Raw genomic sequence first — 18292 nt, forward strand, 5'->3', positions numbered from 1 at the left:
GGCCCGTGCCCCCTGGTTGGGTAGAACGGAGGGATGACCGCAATGCAGGCCCCGGGCGCCGCCGACGAATTCCAGCTCGCAGCAGAAGGGCAGGGCCTGGCCCTGGATGCGGCCCAGCGGGCCGTCCTTCCGGCGCTGGCACGGGCAGCAGCAGCGGCCCAGTCTCCGCAGCCTGTGCCGGACCACACCTCCGTCTACCTCTGGGGTCCGCCGGGGCGGGGAAAGACCTGGTTGCTGGACACATTGTTCGACTCCGTGGATATTCCGGAGAAACGGCGGCTGCATTTCCATGATTTCTTCCGGGAACTGCATGCACTCGTGTTCGCCGGTTACGGAAACCCCGGCTACCGGCGGGATTCGGCCTTCGCCGCAGCCCTGGACCAAATGCTGGGCCACGTCCGGCTGCTGTGCTTTGACGAATTCCATGTCAAGGACCCGGCAGATGCCGCCTTCATTACGCGGCTGCTCCGCACCGTGCTGGACCGCGGCATCGTGCTGGTGGCGACGTCCAACTATGCGCCGCAGGAGCTGCTTCCGGATGAGATGTTCCACCATCTCTTCGAACCCGGCATTGCACTGATTACCGAACACCTGCAGGTCCTGGAGTTGGACGGGGACACGGATTACCGCGCCGTCGCAGGGCCTCGGAACGCGTCGGGTTTCGCCGCCGGGTATCACCTGCGCAGCAACGACGACGTGCTGCTGGCCTCCGCCGGGTTGACCCCGCCCGGCGCAGAAGAAGCGCTGCAGCTGACGCCGGGCACCCGGACGTTGGACGCGCTGCGGGCGGACGGCGGGCAGCTGTGGTTCGATTTCGAGGATCTGTGCCACGCGCAGTCGGCCACCTCCGATTACCTGCACTTGGCGCAGACGCACCGGCACTGGGTGATCAGCGGCGTGCCCCCGACCGAGGGGTCGAATCCTTACGGCTGGCAGCGCTTTGGCAACGTAGTGGATGTGCTCTACGACGCCGGCTGCCGCCTGGACGTCATCGGGATGCCGGATTACGACGGCGTGTTCCCCGGGATAGCCCACCCCACCGATCTGGCGCGGATCCGCAGCCGGTTCGGGATGCTGCAGCGGCTGACCGGAAACGGAAGCTAGTTACGGCGTCCCGCCGTCGGCCAGATCCTGGGCGTCCGCGAGTTTCTGCCGGGCCTTCTCCGCCGTCCGGCGGGCGGCACGGGCCGCGCGCCGGGCATTGTCCCGCTCGCGTTCCAGCTTCCCGGAGCGCCGGTCCACGGTTGCGACCTCCCGCTCGAGCTGCCGGATCCGCTCACGCAGTTCGTCGATTTCATCCGTGAGCTCGTCCCGGCGGCCGGCAGACTCATCCACTTCCTGCTGGGCCGTGTCCAGTGCTTCCTGCGCGCGGCGTTCGGCGCCTGCCGCTTCCTCCAGGTCCGTCTCCGCTTTCCGGACCGCCCGCCGGGCCTCGGCCTGCCGCCGTCGTACTGCCGCGCTGTCCGAGCTCCCGCCCTTCTCCTTCGCGGTCCCGGCCCGGCCCGCCGCCGTCCCGGACCCCGCCCCGCCTCCGGCACCGTGGGAGATCGAGTCCGGGTCGGCAACGGCACCGTCCAGGTCCACCTCTTCCCAACCGCTGGCGGTGAGGGAACGGACCAGCTGGCCGCTGGCCACGGCGTCGGCCGCCGACGGGTCGGTCATCGCGGCCCAGAGCGTTTGTTCGGCTTCCGCCGCCAACGATTCGCTCACCGGGTGGTCCAGTTCGGAAGCCAGGTCCCGGGCCTGGCGGACAATCGCGCGCAGCAGGCGCTGGCGTTCGGTGCTTAAGCGGCGCAGCTGCTTCTGGTCTAGGTCCTCCTGGGCTTCGCGCAGCGCCGCTCCCAGCTCCAGCACCTCTTCCAGGTCCTCCCGCCGCTGGTGCGCCAGCAGATTCACGAGCCAGGCCGCCGTCGAGGGCTTTGGCAGTGCCTTGATGCGTTTGGCCAGATCCTTGTCCCCGGCCCGCCCGGCGTCGGCGGCGCGGGCGTTGCGGGCGGCGGTGAATTCAGACGGCAGCAGCGCGTACAGCCCGACGACGGTTGCAGCGAGCGACGGCGGGGATTGCGGATCCGCACTGCTCACCCGAAGACGCCAAACCGGCCCAGTGCCACCACCAGCGAAAGCACCATCAGAATGACACCCAGGGCGATCCGGTTGCGTTCACCGCGCCGCGCGTGGATCAGGACCGCCAGGGCCATCAGGATCGTCAGCGCAGAGGCAGCTATCGGCGTCAGTACGGGCAGGATGCCGGTCGCCTCGGGGATGACCAGCCCGGCCGCTCCAAGGACTTCGAGGATGCCGATCAGTTTCACGGTGACGGGGGAAAAGTCCTCGGGCCAGCGAAGGTTCTCCCGAAGGCGGGCATAGCCCTGGAAGATCTTTACGAAGCCGACTCCGGCAAATAGAAGTGCCAACAGCAGTTGAACAAGCCACAAGACCAGAGACAGCATGGGTACCTAAGCGACTTTCTGTATACGGGCAGGAGTCAGCACATACAACACGGTGGAACCAGTGGAACCACTGGAACCACTGGAACCATCACAACCCAAGCATGGTCTGCCGTCCGGGAACTGCGCAACAACGGGCGTGGCGTAGCGCTGGTCGCTCAGAACCCGGCCACGGGACGGGGACGGTAGAACTCCTCGAGCGCATTGAATTCCTCTTCGGTGAGCTGGATTTCCAATGCCTGGATGTTTTCATCCAAGTGGGAAGCGGCCGTGGCACCGATCAACGGAGCCGTGACCACCGGGTTGGCCAGAACCCAGGCCAGGGCAACCTGCGCCCGGGTGGCGCCGAGCCCCTCGGCCACGTTCCCCACTGCATCGGTGATGCTGCGGTCCACTTCCTCGTTGCCCCGATAGAGCATGTGGCCCTGCTCGTCGTAGTCCTGCCGGACCGTCCTCGTTCCCCAGGGGCGGGCCAGACGCCCGCGGGCGAGCGGGGAATAGGGCAGTGCCCCGATGCCGCGGTCCGCGCATAGCGGGTACATTTCCCGTTCCTCTTCGCGGTAGAGGAGGTTGTAGTGATCCTGCATAGTGATGAACTGCGCCCAGCCGTGCTGTTCCTGCAGGAAGAGGGCTTTCGAGAACTGCCAGGCGTGCATGCTCGAGGCGCCCAGGTACCGGACCTTGCCGTCCCGGACGAGCAGGTCCAGGGTCTCCAGCGTTTCTTCGAGCGGCGTGGTGCCGTCCCAGCGGTGCACCTGGTAAAGGTCGATATAGTCCGTGCCCAGGCGCCGCAGGCTCTGCTCCACCTGCCACAGGATGTGTTTGCGGGACAATCCCCACCCGTTCGGGCCCGGTCCCATTTCGCCGTGGACCTTGCTGGCGATGACCACCTCTTCCCGCCGGCAGTATTCCGCGACCGCAGCTCCGAGGATTTCCTCGCTGTGGCCGGCGGAATACACGTTGGCGGTGTCGAAGAAATTGATGCCCAGCTCCACCGCGTGCCGCAGCAGGGACTTGGCCTCATCCTCGCGGATGGTCCATCCGTGCGCGCCGCGGTCCGGATCGCCGAATCCCAGGCAGCCCAGCCCAAGGACCGAGACAGTTGCCCCTGACTTGCCGAGCTTGGCGTACGTCATCGAGTTCATCCGCTGGCCTCCGCTGCTGCAGTGCCGGTTCATTACCGCCCGATGGTACCGGGAAGCGCCCCGGCTCCGGTAGGCAGGAGGCCCAAGGACTCCCGGCAGCGGCCGTTGCGGTCCTATACTGGCGCACATGGTCGCCGGAACAGGTACCGCAAGCCCCTTCTTGGTACATGTTGCATTGGTGCTGCCGCCGCTGCATGAGCTGTCGGGTGTCGCCAAAGTGGCGCAGCCCAGGGAAGGCCGCCGCACGGAAGTCCGGTATGACACCCCGGACGGTTCCCTCCGCAGGCGCCGGTTCAGCCTCTCCCGCCATACGGACGACGACGGCGGCACGCGCTGGGAGCGCACCGCCCCCTCACTGGAACCTGCTGTCCGGACCAGCCACACTGCCGAATCCGGTGCAGGGATTCCGGCGGAATTGGTGGAGGACGTCCAAGCCGTGGTTCGGGGGCGGGAACTGGTGCCTGTGCAGACGCTGGTCACGCGTTATCTGGAGTACGATCTGCTGGACAGTGCGGGCACGGTGCTTGCCCGGGTCACCGATGAAAGCACTAGGACAAGTGACGCTGAAGCGGAGCCCGGCGGGCCGGACCGCCGGGTCTGGTCCATCGCGTCCGACGACGGTGCGCTGGGCGCGGAGGCGGAAACCATGTTCCTCGCTGCCGGTGCCGTGCCGGCCGGCCCGGAGGCAGCTGCGGGACGGGATGCGGTCCGGCACCCGGAGAAGGCCGGTGCGGGCACCGGGGGTGCGCCGGACGGAACAGAGGCCGGCCTCCTGGACGCCGGCAGCCCGGTGGCGCTGCTGCTGCTGGAGTATCTGCGCGAACAGTTCGAGGAGTTGCTGCGCCACGATCCACGCGTACGGCGGGGGGACGCCGACGGGATCCATAAGATGAGGGTTGCCACCAGGAGGCTGCGCTCGGCCCTCTCCAGTTACCGCAGCACCATGGACCCCGAGCCGGGGCGCTCGCTGCGGAGGGAACTGCGGTGGATCGCCCGGGTGTTGGGGGAGGCCCGGGATGCGCAGGTGATGCGGCACCACCTCCAGCAGCTGATTGCCGCTGAACCCGCTGACCTGGTGATGGGGCCGGTTGCCGCCCGCGTGGACGAGGAACTGCTCCATGACTATCGGCAGGCCTACGGGCACGTCCGCGAAGCACTGCACTCCCAGCGGTACTTCCAGGCATTGGACGGACTCGAAGCGCTGCTGGACCGCCCGTTCTGGACGGAAACAGCCAGGCAACCGGCGGGTCCCGCCGCTGCCCGCATCATCCGGCGGGACCGGAAAAGGCTGCACCGCCGGATAAGGGCCACACGGACACTGGCGGGCGAAGACTACGCGGAAGCGCTCCATGACGCGCGCAAGGATGCGAAACAGCTGCGCTACGCGGCCGAGGTCTGGGCACCCGTCCAGCCCAAGGAAGCGAAGGAAATGGTGGACGCCGCCGAGCATGTGCAGAAAGTCCTCGGTGAGCACCAGGACAGCGTGGTGACGCAGGCCTATCTGCGGCGGATGGGGGCCACGGCGTTGGCCGCCGGCGAGAACGGCTTTACCTACGGGCGGCTGCACGCTTTGGAGCAGGCCTCTGCCCAGTCGGCCCAGGAGCGCTTTGCCCGCGTTTGGAAAGGCTTCCCGTCCAGCCCCTGAGAGAGGGAATCGAATGGAATCGCCCTGGGCGCCGCTGCGCCGGCGGATGTTCCTCATTCTGTGGCTTGCCCAGTTGGGTTCCAATATCGGCACCTGGATGCAGACCGTCGGGGCCCAGTGGTTCCTGGTGGAATCCAGCGAAAACCCCGCCCTTGTGTCCCTGGTCCAGACTGCGAACCTCACGCCTTCCCTTCTGCTGGGCCTTATGGCCGGGGTACTGGCGGACGCCTTCAACCGGCGCCGGCTGATCCTGGGTGCCAACATCTTCGCCGCCGGCGCTGCCACCGTGCTGACGGTCGTGGCTGCGCTGGGCCTGCTGGACCCGGATTCGCTGCTGCTGTACACCTTCCTCATCGGCTGCGGCATGGCACTGAGCGCCCCCGCCTGGCAGGCCATCACCCCTGCACTGGTGCCCCGGGAAGAGATCCAGGCCGCCGCGGCGCTCGGCAGCGTGGCAATGAACACGGCCCGTGCCGTTGGTCCCGCGATTGCCGGTCTGCTGGTGGCCCTGACCGGTCCGGCCTTTGTGTTCGGCCTGAACGCACTGTCCTTCGTGGGCACCGCCATTGCCATCTACAGTTGGCGGGCTCCCCAGCGGGATCCCGTCGAACGGGAACACATGGGGGAGGCGCTCGCCGCAGGTATCCGCTACATCCGCGCTGCACCACTCATCCGCCGGATTCTCCTGCGGTCCGGTCTGTTCATTTTCCCCGCCAGCGCCCTCTATGCGCTGCTGCCCGTTGCCGCCAACGGCCATCTCGGCCTGGGCTCGGCAGGATACGGGCTGCTCCTCGGGGCGCTGGGTATCGGTGCCGTGCTGGGTGTCCTGCTCCTGCCGCGGCTCCGGACCGTCCTGAAGGACAACACACTGCTGGGCATCAGCGCCGTGGTCTTCGCGGCCGGGGCCTTCGCCTCGGGATACCTGCCCGCGTGGGCCGTTGCCGTTCTGTTGGTCTTCGCGGGGTTCGCCTGGATCTCCACGTTCTCCACCTTGAACGCCGCGATGCAACTGACCCTGCCCGAATGGGTGCGTGCCCGCGGCCTGTCCGTGTATCTGATGGTCGCCGCCGGCACGCAGGCCGTGGGCGCTGTTTTCTGGGGATCGGGTGCAACCGGTGCCGGCTACGCTCCCACCCTGGCTTTTGCCGCCGGCGTACTGTTGCTGGCCGGGGCCAGCGTCCTGGTGCTTCCGCTGCTGCCGGGTACCGGACGCCTGGACCGCAGCGTAGCCGGCACGGAACTGCAGCTTCCTGCCGGTCAGGAACCGAATCCCGGCGCCGGACCGGTGACGGTCCTTGTCTCCTATGAGGTGCCTGCGGACCGGAAGGACGAGTTCGTGACGGCCATGCACAACGTCCGGCTATCGCGCATGCGCACCGGTGCCACGGACTGGGAACTGGTGCACTCGGTCACTGACCAGGACCAGTTCCGGGAAATCTACGATGTGCCCACCTGGCGGGAGTACGTGCGGCAGGAACAGACGCGGACCACGGGGGAGGACCGCCGGATCATCCAGGCCGCATGGGACCTGGCCGAAGTGGAACCGCGGGTCCGCTGGTTCCTCCCCGCGTCCACTTGAGCGTTCGGCCCGGCGGCAGTGCAACGGATAGACTGGGACCCGGTTCGAAGGCCGTTTCCGCGGCGGGCCGGCGCGTTGGTAGCGATGCGCTGAAAACGATGCAGTGAACAAACCATTAGTTGAGGTATTTTGCGAGATTTTAGTGCACGCCTGGCCACTGCCGAGGAGATCGCCAACTGGGACAAGCACGTGCTGGCCAACCCCGGCGGCGGCAATGTCCTCCAGTCAGCGTCCTTCGCGGAAGTGAAGTCACACCACGGCTGGAATCCCGTCTACCTGGCCTTCACCGGACCCGATTACGTGACCTACACGTTGGCGATCGAGAAGAAGGTCCCGGCCCTCGGCAGCCTCTGGTACCTCATCAAGGGCCCCGACGTCGCCGCCCCCGAAGATGTGCCGCTGGTGGTGAACGCGCTGGCACGGTTCATCAAGGAGACCCGCCGCAAGGTTTTCGCGATCAAGGTTGAGCCGGACATCGTGGACAGCGAAGAGGTCCAGGCCCTGTTCACCGGGGCCGGATTCATCAAGACCTTCAACCTGCAGCCCAATGACTCCACGGCCCTGCTGGACACCACACCGGACGAGGAGCAGCTGCTCAAGAACCTCTCCTCCCGGGGCCGGAACGCGGTCCGCCGGGCGATCCGCGAAGGCGCCGATGTCCGCCGGGTCGAGCCGACCGAAGAGAACATGCGGACCATGTACCGCCTGATGGCCCACATCGAGGACCGCTCTGCGGCGCGGCTGCGCTCCTACGAGTACTACCACCGGTTCTGGTCCAACTTCGTTGCTGCCGGGCAGGGACGCTTCTACTTCGCATTCGAGGACGGGGAACCCACAGTGGGTGCCTTCGTGATTGCCTACGGTAACAAGGGCACGTACAAGGACGGCGGGTCCAAGCCACGGCGCTCCCAGTACGGGGATTCGCACCTGGTCCAGTGGACCGCGATCACCGAACTCAAGAAGGAGTGCGGCATTGTCCAGTACGACTTCTGCGGCACACCGCCGAGTAACCAGCTCAAGGACAAGAGCCACCCGCATCACGGGCTGGGCCTGTTCAAGACCAGTTTCTCCAAGACGGTCACGGATTTCGTCGGTTGCTACGACTTCATTGTGGATCCGATCCGCTATCGCATCTGGAACACCATTGGCGAACGCGTGGCGCGGCAGATTTACTGGCGCCGCCACCAGCAGCCGTTCTACTAAGCAGCAGTTCCACCAGGCAATAACCCGGGCGGGTCCCGGAACAGGCGAAAGGGTGAATCCTTGGAGAACACAGCCGATCCGGGTGGGCGCAAGCCCGGATCGAATCCGGATTCGGCACCGAATCCGGACCCGGTTGCGGGGCCCATTCCGTTGATCAGCATGCCGGCGCGCCGGCGGGCAGAGCCAGCAAAGGCGCAGCCGGAGACCCCTGAGTCGGGGAAGGCACGGCCGGAGCCCCCTCAGCCCGGCAGCGGCCAGGCAGGGAAGCCACAGGCCCAGAGGGCAAAGTCCGGCAAGGGACCCCGGCCGGGGCAAGGCGCCTCCGGGCGGCCTATGCGGCCGGCCGCCAAGGCGCCGAACCCGCCGTCGAAGGCTCCGGGTCAGCCGGCCACCGGCATGGACATGCCCACCGCTGCCCTGCGCAGCACCCGGCCCAAACCGCCTCCTCCCACCACCTCCGTAATCCGCCCGGCTGGGTCCAAGGTGCTTCGGCCGCAGACGGGCCGGATGCGGACGACTGCCGACCCGCGCGAGAAACGCCCTACCCGTACGCGTAAAACCGTTCCGCCGGGAACGGTGCCGCTGGCCTCCAGCGCCGTCCGCGCCGACCGCTCATCCGCTGCGGCGCGGCGCATGCTGCGCAAGCTGGTCCAGGGGGAGAATCCGCCCACCCAGGCGATGTCCATTGTGGAACGGCTGGCAGGCAGCCCCTATGCCAATCCGCTCGTGCGCACCGCCGGGCCGGACGCGAATGCCCGCAAGACCCTGGACCTGGCCCTCGGCATGGCCGAATCCATGTTCCGCTACGGTGCCGGCGCGCTGGAGGTGGAAACCGCCATCATTGCCGTGACCGCCGCATTCGGGCTGGAAAGCATCGAAGTGGACATCACCAACCAGTCGGTGCTGCTCAACTACTCTCCGAAGGACCAGACCCCCATCACGGTGATGCGCGTGGTCCGTTCCTGGACGAACAACTATGCCGGGCTTGGCCTGGTCCACCAGCTGGTCACCGACATCATCGACGGCGGGCTCTCCCGCGCCGAGGCGGCCAACCGGCTCAACGAGATCACGCACCAGCCCAAGCCGTTCCCGCGCTGGGCAGTGACGGTATCCGCCGGGGTGTTCGCAGCGGCCATCGTCGGGTTTATCGGCGGCGGTCCGCTCGCGTCACTGGTGGGATTCGCCGGCACGGTGATGGTCAGCCTGCTCCAGCGCGTGCTCGGCAGGTGGCGGGTCCCGGACTTCTTCACGACGGCGGCCAGCGGCTTTGTGGTCACGGCCATGGCCATGCTGTTCTGGTCCATGGAGGTGCCCATTTCCCCGGGCATCGTCGTTGCCGGCGGCATCCTGGTGATGCTGCCCACCGGCCGTCTGGTTTCGGCCGTGCAGGATGCGATCAACGGGTTCCCGGTCACGGCGTCCGGCCGGTTCCTGTCCGCGTTCCTGACCTTCGGCGCCCTGGTGGCAGGCATCGCCGTCGCGCTCGTTTTGGGTGCCCTGATGGGGATGGGCCGGCTGAATGTTACCGACGTGGCCTCGTCGCAGTATTCCTTCGCCGTGACCCTGCTCCTGCTGGCGATTGCGCTGGGAGCCATCTGCATTGTCGAACAGTCCCCGCGCCGGCTGGTGTTGCCTACGGTGCTGATCGGCACTGCCGGGTTCCTAGTCTACCAGCTGGTGGAGGCAGGCGGCATGGGGCCGCGCCTCACCCCGGCGGTGGCTGCCATCTTCATCGGCATGGTGGCCCGCATTGTCGCCCTGCGGATGGGTGCCCCGCAGCTGATCGTGGCGGTGCCGGCCGTTCTGTTCCTGTTCCCGGGGCTGGCGATCTTCCGGTCCATGTACGGCCTGAGCATCGGCACCGACGAGATGTACCAGGGCGTGGTGGGCCTGTTTGACGCGCTCACCGTCATTCTGGCCATCTCCGGCGGCGTGGTGCTCGGCGATAACCTGGGCCGGCCCTTCACCCGCAACCTCAACGGCAACGACCGCCGTAACCGGCGGCGTTAGCTGCACCAAAAAAGACAAGAGCCCGGCCCGCTGCTGCAGCGGGCCGGGCTCCTTGCTGTCCGGGCTAGAGAATCTTGCCGACCGGCGTGCGCTTTTCGGCCTGGAAGACGTCTTCGGTGCGTCCCGCAGCCCAGTAGCCGGAAAGTGAGACCTGCCGGCGCTCCAGCCCCCGGTGGCTGAACAAGACGTCGCGCAGGGACTTCATTGCCTCCCGCTCACCGTGTGCAAAGACCTGCACGGTTCCATCCCGCCAGGGCGTCGCCGAAACGGCGTCGGTCAACATCCGGCTGCGCCCCGCGGGGATGTCCCCGCGGTACAGCCAGGTCAGCTCCACTCCCGCAGGTTTCGGCACCGGCTGGCGGTCAGCGGGGCCGGCGACTTCGATGAACGCCTGCCCGACGGCGTCCTGCGGCAGCGCACGGAGCACGGTGGCAGCTGCGGGGAGGGCTGATTCATCGGCAGCCAGCAGGTACCAGTCGGCGTCGGGATCGGGGTTGAAGGCGCCTCCGGGGCCGGAGAAGGTCAGTGGTTCCCCCGGCTGTGCCGAGGCTGCCCACGGCCCGGCCAGGCCTTCGTCTCCGTGGACTACGAAGTCGATGCTGATTTCGCGTGCTTCAAGATCCACGTCCCGGACCGTGTAGGTGCGGGACACCGGCCAGTGCTCCCGTTCGCTCCGCGCCCGGATGGTGTCCAGGTCCTCGGTGCCGTCAATGGGGCGGCCCTGCGGGCCAAACCAGATTTTGCAGTAGGCATCGGCGCAGCTGTTCGGCTGGAACTTGTCGAAACCGGGTCCGCCGGCAACCACCCGGACCATATGCTCGCTGATCTGTTCGCGGCGGAGAACCTCAAGGGTCAGCAGGGGGCGCTGGCGGCGGGGAGCCGGGGACTCCGGCTCCTGCGGGCGCGGGGAAGTCATTGGTTCGGGCATGGGTGTCTCCTAGGAAAGGGCCTGTAACTACCGTATCGCGCCGCCCTTACCGCTCCCCGCGAAGCCGCCAGTCCACGGGTTCGGCGCCCTGCTGCGCCAGCAGTTCGTTAACCCGGCTGAACGGCCGGGAACCGAAGAACCCGCGTGAGGCCGACAGGGGACTGGGATGCGCGGATTCGACGGTGGGCGTTCCGCCGAGGAACGGGACGATGCCCTGGGCATCGCGGCCCCACAGGACGGCAACCAGGGGAACGCGTGTTCCGTCGGGGCGGCGGCGGGCAGCCAGTGCGCGCACAGCAAGTTCAGTGATTTCCTCCCATCCCCGCTTCCGGTGTGAGCCTGCTTCCCCGGCACGCACCGTGAGTACGCGGTTCATCAGGACCACACCCTGATCCGCCCAGGCACTGAGGTCCCCGGAGGGGGAGGGGGTGATTCCCATATCGGCTTTCAGCTCGGTAAAGATGTTGTTCAGGCTTCGGGGAAGCGGACGTACGCCCTTTCCTACTGAGAAGGACAGGCCGACGGCATGCCCGGGGGTGGGGTAGGGATCCTGGCCTACGATCAGCACGCGGGCACTCGCCAACGGACGTTGGAAGACGCGCAGGATGTCGCCCGGTGCGGGCAGAATGCGCTGCCCGGCGCGGCGCTCCGCTTCCAGTTCGGCGGCTATTTCTTCGAGGCGCGTCTTCACCGGGGCCAGCACATGGGCCCAATCGGGAGCCATGAGGTCCTCAAGGCGTGTGGGTGCAGCGAAAGGAAAAGGGGTGTTTTCCCCCGGTGCGGTTTCGCCGGTGTAGGAAAAAAGCTGGGGTTCGTCAGTGCTCACTGGTCCATTTTGTCACCGGTGCGTTTGCGGTGTCTTGCCGGCGCCTGCCGTAAATGACAAGCCTGTTATTCCCAATTAGCATGGGCGGTAGATATGTACAGGGATCTTTTTGGGAGTGAATGTGGCGGAATCGGCCGAAGCCGAGCGGTTTTCCCTCGATGACGCAGTGGACCCGGACAGCCCGTTGGGTGCCCAGGAACAGCAGATGCTCGCGTTGGAACGGGCGTGGTGGAAATACGCCGGTGCCAAGGAACAGGCCATCAAGGACCTCTTCGGGATGTCGGCCACGAGGTACTACCAGGTCCTGAATGCCCTGATTGATACCGAGGAAGCCCTCGCCCATGATCCGATGCTGGTCAAGCGATTGCGTAGACTACGTACGACCCGCCAGCGTGCCCGTACCGCCCGCCGCCTGGGCACCGGCGTCTAGCGCCGGTTCCCTCCAATGTTGGCCGCCCAGTACGCGGCGCCATCAGAACAAGGATTGAAACTCCACAATGAGCCAATACCCTCGGGACGAGTTCGACAAGGTCCCCGAAACGTCCGCGCGGCAGGGCGTGCACCGCGAACGCCTCATTCCCACGCGTTCCAACGGGCTGGGCCTGCTGATCACCGTGGGTGTGCTCGCTCTGCTGATCGGCTTGGCAGCCTACTTGGTCCTGCCGCGGCTGGGGATCGGTGCGGGTTCCGCTGCTCCGTCCCCGGAGGCCCAGGCTTCGGCGCCTGCTTCCGCGTCCGCCTCAGCTGCAGCCACTCCGACTCCCGAGGCGAAGGCCGACGACGCCTCGCCGAGTCCTGCTCCGGCATCCACGCCGGCTCCGACGCCGACGCCGACGCCGACTCCAACGCCGACGCCGACTGCGCCGGCGATTGACCGTACCCAGCCGGTTGCAGTGTTCAATGCCAGCGGCGTGACCGGACTTGGTGCAGGTGTTTCCGGACGGATGTCCGCTGCAGGATGGGCAGTTGGAACGGTCGCCAACTGGGCCGGAGCGCCCCAGCAGGGATCCGGCGTCTACTACAGCTCCCCGGAGCTGGCAGCCAACGCGCAGGAAATCGGTGCGCAGCTGGGAATTCCTGCTTTGGAAACGCCCGGCTTCGCCAGCGTCACCGTGATCCTGGGCCCCGGATACCGGTAACCGGGGCCTCGGGTAAAAAGACCATAACGTTATCAATACCCCTGTATGTGATCGGGATCACCGTAGTTAGAGTGATGCCAGCCGGTTTGCGCCGCTGACCTCGGCCTCCCTCGGGGACCGACAGAGGGACGGATCCGGCGCCTCCGGCGTCCAAGCATGCCGCCGGAGGGCGGCATCGGAATCTAGGTTGGAGAAAGATCATGGCGCAGGGGATCGTCAAGTGGTTCAACGGTGAAAAAGGGTACGGCTTTATTACCCTCGACGAAGCAGAAACGGATGTGTTCGTCCACTGGTCCGCCATCCAGGCATCGGGTTACCGGACGCTGGAAGAAGGACAACGAGTGGAGTTCGAAATCGGCCAGGGCCAGAAAGGTCCGCAGGCCGAGGAAGTCCGGGCACTGTAGGCCACTCTAAGTAACATCCTCCCGGCTTGGGGGCGGGATCGGCAGCGGCGGAGCTTCGGCTCGGCCGCTGCTTTTGCATTCACCCGCCGGCAGCGGTCGGGAACGAAAGTGAACCGCGTGGCATGTCAGCGTGATCGCTTGCACTCAGTGTGTGGGAGTGCTAATTATTGACTTAGCACTCTTGCCGGATGACTGCTAAATGTCCGACGGTGTTGAGTGAACAAGCAACCCACTGGAGTGAGGAACGGGGAGCGCGTAAAGAGATCGCGCGAGCCGATCCGTCCGTCGCGGGCACTCCAGCCAGGAATGCAACATTTTGCTCCAAGCATGACTGTTCCGGAAGGACGATAGCCGTTATGGCCAAGATCATTGCATTTGAAGAAGAGGCACGCCGCGGCCTCGAGCGCGGGTTGAACATCCTCGCCGACGCCGTCAAGGTGACCCTCGGCCCGCGTGGCCGCAACGTGGTCCTCGAAAAGAAGTGGGGCGCCCCCACGATCACCAATGACGGCGTTTCCATCGCCAAGGAGATCGAGCTGGACGATCCCTACGAGAAGATCGGCGCAGAGCTGGTCAAGGAAGTTGCCAAGAAGACTGACGATGTTGCCGGTGACGGCACCACCACGGCAACTGTCCTCGCCCAGGCACTGGTCAGGGAAGGCCTGCGCAACGTTGCCGCCGGCGCCGATCCGCTGAGCCTGAAGCGCGGCATCGAGAAGGCTGTTGCCGCCGTTACCGCCGAACTGATTGCATCTGCCAAGGAGATCGAAACCAAGGAGCAGATCGCCGCTACGGCTTCCATCTCCGCCGGTGACCAGCAGATCGGCGACCTGATTGCCGAAGCACTGGACAAGGTGGGCAAGGAAGGCGTCATCACGGTCGAGGAGTCCAACACCTTCGGCCTGGAACTGGAACTCACCGAAGGCATGCGCTTCGACAAGGGTTACATCTCCGGTTACTTCGTCACCGACGCCGAGCGCCAGGAAACGGTCCTTGAGGATCCGTACATCCTGATCGTCAACTCGAAGATCTCCAACGTCAAGGATCTCGTTGCCGTCCTCGAGAAGGTCATGCAGTCCGGCAAGCCGCTGCTGATCATCGCCGAAGATGTTGAGGGCGAAGCCCTGGCAACCCTGGTGGTCAACAAGATCCGCGGCACCTTCAAGTCCGTAGCCGTCAAGGCACCGGGCTTCGGCGACCGCCGCAAGGCACAGCTGGCCGACATTGCCATCCTCACCGGTGGCCAGGTCATCGCCGAAGAGGTTGGCCTGAAGCTGGAAAACGCCACGCTGGACCTGCTGGGCAAGGCCCGCAAGGTTGTTGTCACCAAGGACGAAACCACCATCGTGGAAGGCGCAGGCGACGCTGAAGAGATCGCCGGCCGCGTCAACCAGATCCGTGCCGAAATCGAGAACTCCGATTCGGATTACGACCGCGAGAAGCTGCAGGAACGCCTGGCCAAGCTGGCCGGCGGCGTTGCAGTCATCAAGGCCGGTGCGGCAACCGAGGTTGAGCTGAAGGAACGCAAGCACCGCATTGAGGACGCTGTCCGCAACGCAAAGGCTGCCGTTGAAGAAGGCATCGTCGCCGGTGGCGGCGTGGCCCTCATCCAGGCCGGCCTCAAGGCCTTCGCCAACCTGTCCCTCGAGGGCGACGAAGCAACGGGCGCCAACATCGTCCGCGTTGCCATCGACGCTCCGCTGAAGCAGATCGCCTTCAACGCCGGCATGGAGCCGGGCGTTGTTGTGGACAAGGTCCGCGGCCTGCCCGAAGGCTTCGGCCTGAACGCAGCAACCGGCGAGTACGAAGACCTGCTGGCTGCCGGCATCAACGACCCGGTAAAGGTAACGCGCTCTGCCCTGCAGAACGCAGCTTCCATCGCCGGCCTGTTCCTGACCACCGAAGCAGTGGTTGCGGACAAGCCGGAGAAGTCGGCCCCCGCCATGGGCGGCGCTGACGAGATGGCCGGCATGGGCGGCATGGGCGGCTTCTAAGCCCCGCAGCTCTTAGCTAAAGCGTAAGAAGGCGCGGCACCCGGACCGGGTGCCGCGCCTTCTTGCATTTATGCGCGCACCGCCGCATTTATGCGCGCACCGCCGTGCAAAGCGCCGGTACAGCTCCCGGCACCGGCGGGCGCCGTCAGTGCATAAAGAGCGAAGTGTTCGCCGCCTCCGTCTCGGCGTACTGCGCCGAGGCGAAGGCCAGCGCCTGGTTGATGCTGTCCAGTGATTCCTCCACCCGGGCCTGGGTGGCCCGCCAGTCGGTAACCAGCAGCTGGAAATTGGACGACGCCGATCCCCGCCAGATCTCGCTCAACGAGGCCAGTCCGGCCTGCATTCCATTCACGTCTGCCCGCAGGCGTTCGATGGTTCCCTGCACTTCGGCACTCTTGGCAGCCAGCGCCTCGCTGTCCACGGCAAATAAAGGCATGATTTCCTCCTGGTAGTGTCTTGGGACCGATACCGGAAGGCTAGGCCGGCAGACGGCCGTCAACGCGCGAAGGACCAATGGATGTGGAGTGCCACGGCGGGTCTGCCTCGGGGCGGGCGTTGTGGAGGGCAGCACGGTCCCTCCTGCCCGTCTGGAGCCCCCGTATGCGCCCGGGGAGGGTCAGTTGTCGTCAGCCTCGTCCGGACGCTCGGGGAACTGCTCCGGAGCGCGGTAGGGCAGGCGGATGGATAGGGTGGCGCCTCCGCCTTCCGTCTCGGCCAGCCGCACCGTCCCGTCGTGCTGGGCCACCAGGGCCGCCACAATGGCCAGTCCGAGGCCGGTGCCGCCGGTCTCCCGGTAGCGGGAGGAATCGGCGCGGTAGAAGCGTTCGAACACCCGTGCGGCGTCGTCCTCGGAAATCCCGGGCCCGTGGTCCCGTACCTCCAGCACCGCATCCATCCGGTCATGGATAACGGGTGCAACTCCGACTGCCACTTCGATGGGGGAACCGGCCGGTGTGTAGCGCAGGGCGTTGGTCATGAGGTTCGCCACGACCTGCCGCAGCCGGGCCTCGTCTCCCATGGTGGGTGCGCTCTGCGGTGCGTGGCCGTCCAGCCCCACCACCCGTATATTCCGATCGGGGGCGCTGGCCCGCGCGTCCAGTGCGGCGTCGTTGCCCAGGATCATCAGGTCCACCGGCTCGTATTCGAGCGGGCGCTGCTCGTCCACCCGGGCCAGGGTCAGGAGGTCCTCGACCAGTTGTCCCATACGCTTGGCTTCGCTCTCGATCCGGCCCATGGCAGCGGAGATCTCCTCGGGTTTCTGGAGGGCGCCGTGGCGGTACAGCTCCGAGAACCCGCGGATGGTCACCAGCGGGGTCCGCAGCTCGTGGGAGGCATCCTGCACGAAGCGGCGCATCTTGCGTTCAGACTGGGTGCGGGCGGCAAACGCCGTTTCGATATGGGCCAGCATGGCATTGAGCGAGCGGGACAGGCGGCCGATTTCCGTGGCCGGGTTGCCCACCTCCACTCGGCGGGACAGGTCGCCGGCGGCAATCGCGGCAGCGGTTTTTTCGACCTGGCTCAGCGGTCGGAACTGCCGGGTGACCGCCCAGTAGGCGATCCCCGTGGCGCCCAGGGTTCCCAGCAGCCCGACCGAAAACACCAGCGACGCCGCTTCGTCCACGGTCGCGGCGACCGAGTCCAGCGGGATCGCAACGGCGACGGACCCGGGCAGGTTCTCGAAATCGTAGATGCGTACCCGCCAGCCCTTGGACGTCGGCTCGGTGCCGCGGACATCGAAGCCCTCGGTACCCATCGCCTCCACTTGGTCGGAGGTGTAGTTCTCGAGGTTCGGGATGTCCGTTGCCGACTCGGAATGCGTTGCCGGACCATGGCTGCCGTCTTCGTTCAGGTACAGCCCGTAGTACCGGAACAGGGAGGCATCAGTACTCGGCTCGTTGACCAGCAGGTAGCGCGACACCTTGGACGCATTTGCGTCGATGTCCGCGTCCAGCCGGTCCACGAGTATCTGGCGCAGCAGGGTAATGGTGGCGAAGCCGGTGATAGTCACCGTAACCACCATGAGCACCGCCATGATGGCGAGCAGCTGCGACCGAAGTGAAGCGGATTTCCAGCGCCTTATCAAGGTCCTAGCGCTTCTCCGAGGACCGCAGCAGGTAACCCACGCCGCGCTTGGTCTGGATCAGCGCCGGCGCGTCCGGACTGCGGTCGATCTTGCGGCGCAGGTAGGAGATGTAGGACTCCACGATGGAGGCGTCTCCGTTGAAGTCGTATTCCCAGACGTGGTCCAGGATCTGCGCCTTGGACAGGACACGGTTCGGGTTCAGCATCAGGTAGCGCAGCAGCTTGAACTCGGTGGGGGAGAGATCGATCGTGATACCGCCGCGGCGCACCTCGTGGGCGTCGTCGTCGAGCTCCAGGTCATCCACGCGGATGACGGCGTCGTCGTCCTCGAGCGGCTGGGTGCGGCGCAGTACGGCGCGGATCCGCGCCACCACCTCGTCGAGGCTGAAGGGCTTGGTGACATAGTCGTCGCCGCCCACGGTCAGTCCGGTGACCTTGTCCTCGGTGTCGTCGCGGGCGGTCAGGAAGACCACGGGGAAGTGCTGTCCGGCAGCGCGCAGCCGGCGGGTGAGCGTGAAGCCGTCCATGTCCGGAAGCATCACGTCCAGGACCGCGAGGTCCGGGTTGTGGGAGTCGACGGCGGCGAGGGCCTCACGGCCGTTCGCGGCAGCGACGACGTCGAACCCGGCGAACCGCAGCGAGGTGGACAGCAGCTCGCGGATGTTGGGCTCATCATCGACAACAAGGAGGCGTGCTTCGGGTGCAGACGATTTGTTCACCCGCCCAGTTTCTTACATTTAGCTGGACGTTGTCTGTAGGTGGGCAGAACAAAATCTGGGAGGGTCCGGTGAGCGGTGCCGGAAGCTGAACGGCATAGCCCGCAGAACAGCTAGGCGTTTCCGCCGGAATTACCCCGATGACTCCCAAAACTTCTTGGTGCCGTTCTTGAG

17 protein-coding genes are annotated in these 18292 nt (G+C 66.2%); 9 read left to right on the plus strand and 8 right to left on the minus strand.

Annotated features, from left to right (window positions below):
• The first annotated feature begins 33 nt into the window (after positions 1 to 33).
• Positions 34 to 1104, plus strand: a complete 1071-nt coding sequence (gene zapE / locus LJ760_RS11155) for a cell division protein ZapE (RefSeq protein ID WP_227922915.1) — start codon at positions 34 to 36, stop codon at positions 1102 to 1104.
• Here zapE and LJ760_RS11160 read toward each other — a convergent pair whose 3' ends face one another.
• The 3 genes from LJ760_RS11160 to LJ760_RS11170 form a co-directional block, all read right to left on the minus strand.
• Positions 1105 to 2082 (minus strand): hypothetical protein, encoded by a 978-nt coding sequence (locus LJ760_RS11160; RefSeq protein WP_227922917.1) that lies wholly within the window; start codon positions 2080 to 2082, stop codon positions 1105 to 1107. It abuts the gene before it with no gap.
• Positions 2079 to 2450 carry a DoxX family protein gene (locus LJ760_RS11165; RefSeq protein WP_227922920.1) on the minus strand — a complete coding sequence of 124 codons (372 nt, stop codon included), beginning with the start codon at positions 2448 to 2450 and terminating at the stop codon, positions 2079 to 2081. The genes LJ760_RS11160 and LJ760_RS11165 overlap by 4 nt, the downstream gene beginning before the upstream one ends.
• 155 nt (positions 2451 to 2605) lie before the next feature.
• On the minus strand, positions 2606 to 3583 hold the full coding sequence (locus tag LJ760_RS11170) for an aldo/keto reductase (protein ID WP_227923273.1): 978 nt from the start codon (positions 3581 to 3583) through the stop codon (positions 2606 to 2608).
• 136 nt (positions 3584 to 3719) lie between these two features.
• Between LJ760_RS11170 and LJ760_RS11175 the strand changes: the two genes are divergently transcribed.
• From LJ760_RS11175 to LJ760_RS11190, 4 genes are all read left to right on the plus strand, one after another.
• Complete coding sequence (locus LJ760_RS11175) at positions 3720 to 5237, plus strand: CHAD domain-containing protein (RefSeq protein WP_227922922.1); 1518 nt, start codon at positions 3720 to 3722, stop codon at positions 5235 to 5237.
• A 13-nt stretch (positions 5238 to 5250) separates the two neighbouring features.
• Positions 5251 to 6816 (plus strand): MFS transporter, encoded by a 1566-nt coding sequence (locus LJ760_RS11180; RefSeq protein ID WP_227922925.1) that lies wholly within the window; start codon positions 5251 to 5253, stop codon positions 6814 to 6816.
• Between the two features lie 129 nt (positions 6817 to 6945).
• A complete protein-coding gene (locus LJ760_RS11185) occupies positions 6946 to 8019 on the plus strand; it encodes a lipid II:glycine glycyltransferase FemX (protein WP_227922927.1) in 1074 nt (357 codons plus the stop codon).
• A gap of 333 nt (positions 8020 to 8352) precedes the next feature.
• Positions 8353 to 10029 (plus strand): threonine/serine ThrE exporter family protein, encoded by a 1677-nt coding sequence (locus tag LJ760_RS11190; RefSeq protein WP_227922929.1) that lies wholly within the window; start codon positions 8353 to 8355, stop codon positions 10027 to 10029.
• Between the two features lie 64 nt (positions 10030 to 10093).
• Here LJ760_RS11190 and LJ760_RS11195 read toward each other — a convergent pair whose 3' ends face one another.
• Positions 10094 to 10957, minus strand: coding sequence for a siderophore-interacting protein (locus LJ760_RS11195; protein WP_227922932.1), 864 nt, complete (start codon positions 10955 to 10957; stop codon positions 10094 to 10096).
• A 46-nt stretch (positions 10958 to 11003) separates the two neighbouring features.
• The gene (locus LJ760_RS11200; protein WP_227922934.1) at positions 11004 to 11783 is read right to left on the minus strand and encodes a uracil-DNA glycosylase; all 780 of its coding nucleotides are present in this window, start codon (positions 11781 to 11783) and stop codon (positions 11004 to 11006) included.
• A gap of 121 nt (positions 11784 to 11904) precedes the next feature.
• Between LJ760_RS11200 and LJ760_RS11205 the strand changes: the two genes are divergently transcribed.
• The 4 genes from LJ760_RS11205 (at position 11905) to groL (ending at position 15320) form a co-directional block, all read left to right on the plus strand.
• Positions 11905 to 12213, plus strand: coding sequence for a DUF3263 domain-containing protein (locus tag LJ760_RS11205; protein WP_227922936.1), 309 nt, complete (start codon positions 11905 to 11907; stop codon positions 12211 to 12213).
• 67 nt (positions 12214 to 12280) lie between these two features.
• On the plus strand, positions 12281 to 12922 hold the full coding sequence (locus tag LJ760_RS11210; RefSeq protein WP_227922938.1) for a LytR C-terminal domain-containing protein: 642 nt from the start codon (positions 12281 to 12283) through the stop codon (positions 12920 to 12922).
• Between the two features lie 200 nt (positions 12923 to 13122).
• Positions 13123 to 13326 carry a cold-shock protein gene (locus LJ760_RS11215; protein WP_227922942.1) on the plus strand — a complete coding sequence of 68 codons (204 nt, stop codon included), beginning with the start codon at positions 13123 to 13125 and terminating at the stop codon, positions 13324 to 13326.
• Positions 13327 to 13682: 356 nt separating this feature from the next.
• On the plus strand, positions 13683 to 15320 hold the full coding sequence (groL, locus tag LJ760_RS11220) for a chaperonin GroEL (protein WP_227922944.1): 1638 nt from the start codon (positions 13683 to 13685) through the stop codon (positions 15318 to 15320).
• A gap of 145 nt (positions 15321 to 15465) precedes the next feature.
• Here the strand turns inward: groL and LJ760_RS11225 are convergent, their stop codons facing one another.
• The 3 genes from LJ760_RS11225 to LJ760_RS11235 all read right to left on the minus strand — a co-directional run bounded on the left by LJ760_RS11225 (position 15466) and on the right by LJ760_RS11235 (position 18121).
• Positions 15466 to 15756 carry a WXG100 family type VII secretion target gene (locus LJ760_RS11225; protein WP_227922954.1) on the minus strand — a complete coding sequence of 97 codons (291 nt, stop codon included), beginning with the start codon at positions 15754 to 15756 and terminating at the stop codon, positions 15466 to 15468.
• A gap of 180 nt (positions 15757 to 15936) precedes the next feature.
• Positions 15937 to 17328: a sensor histidine kinase gene (locus LJ760_RS11230; RefSeq protein WP_308036407.1), complete on the minus strand. Its 1392-nt coding sequence runs from the start codon at positions 17326 to 17328 to the stop codon at positions 15937 to 15939.
• Between the two features lie 79 nt (positions 17329 to 17407).
• The gene (locus LJ760_RS11235; RefSeq protein ID WP_227922956.1) at positions 17408 to 18121 is read right to left on the minus strand and encodes a response regulator transcription factor; all 714 of its coding nucleotides are present in this window, start codon (positions 18119 to 18121) and stop codon (positions 17408 to 17410) included.
• Positions 18122 to 18292: the final 171 nt, after the last annotated feature.

The organism is Arthrobacter sp. zg-Y895 (assembly GCF_020731025.1).
Taxonomy (GTDB): Bacteria; Actinomycetota; Actinomycetes; order Actinomycetales; family Micrococcaceae; genus Arthrobacter_B.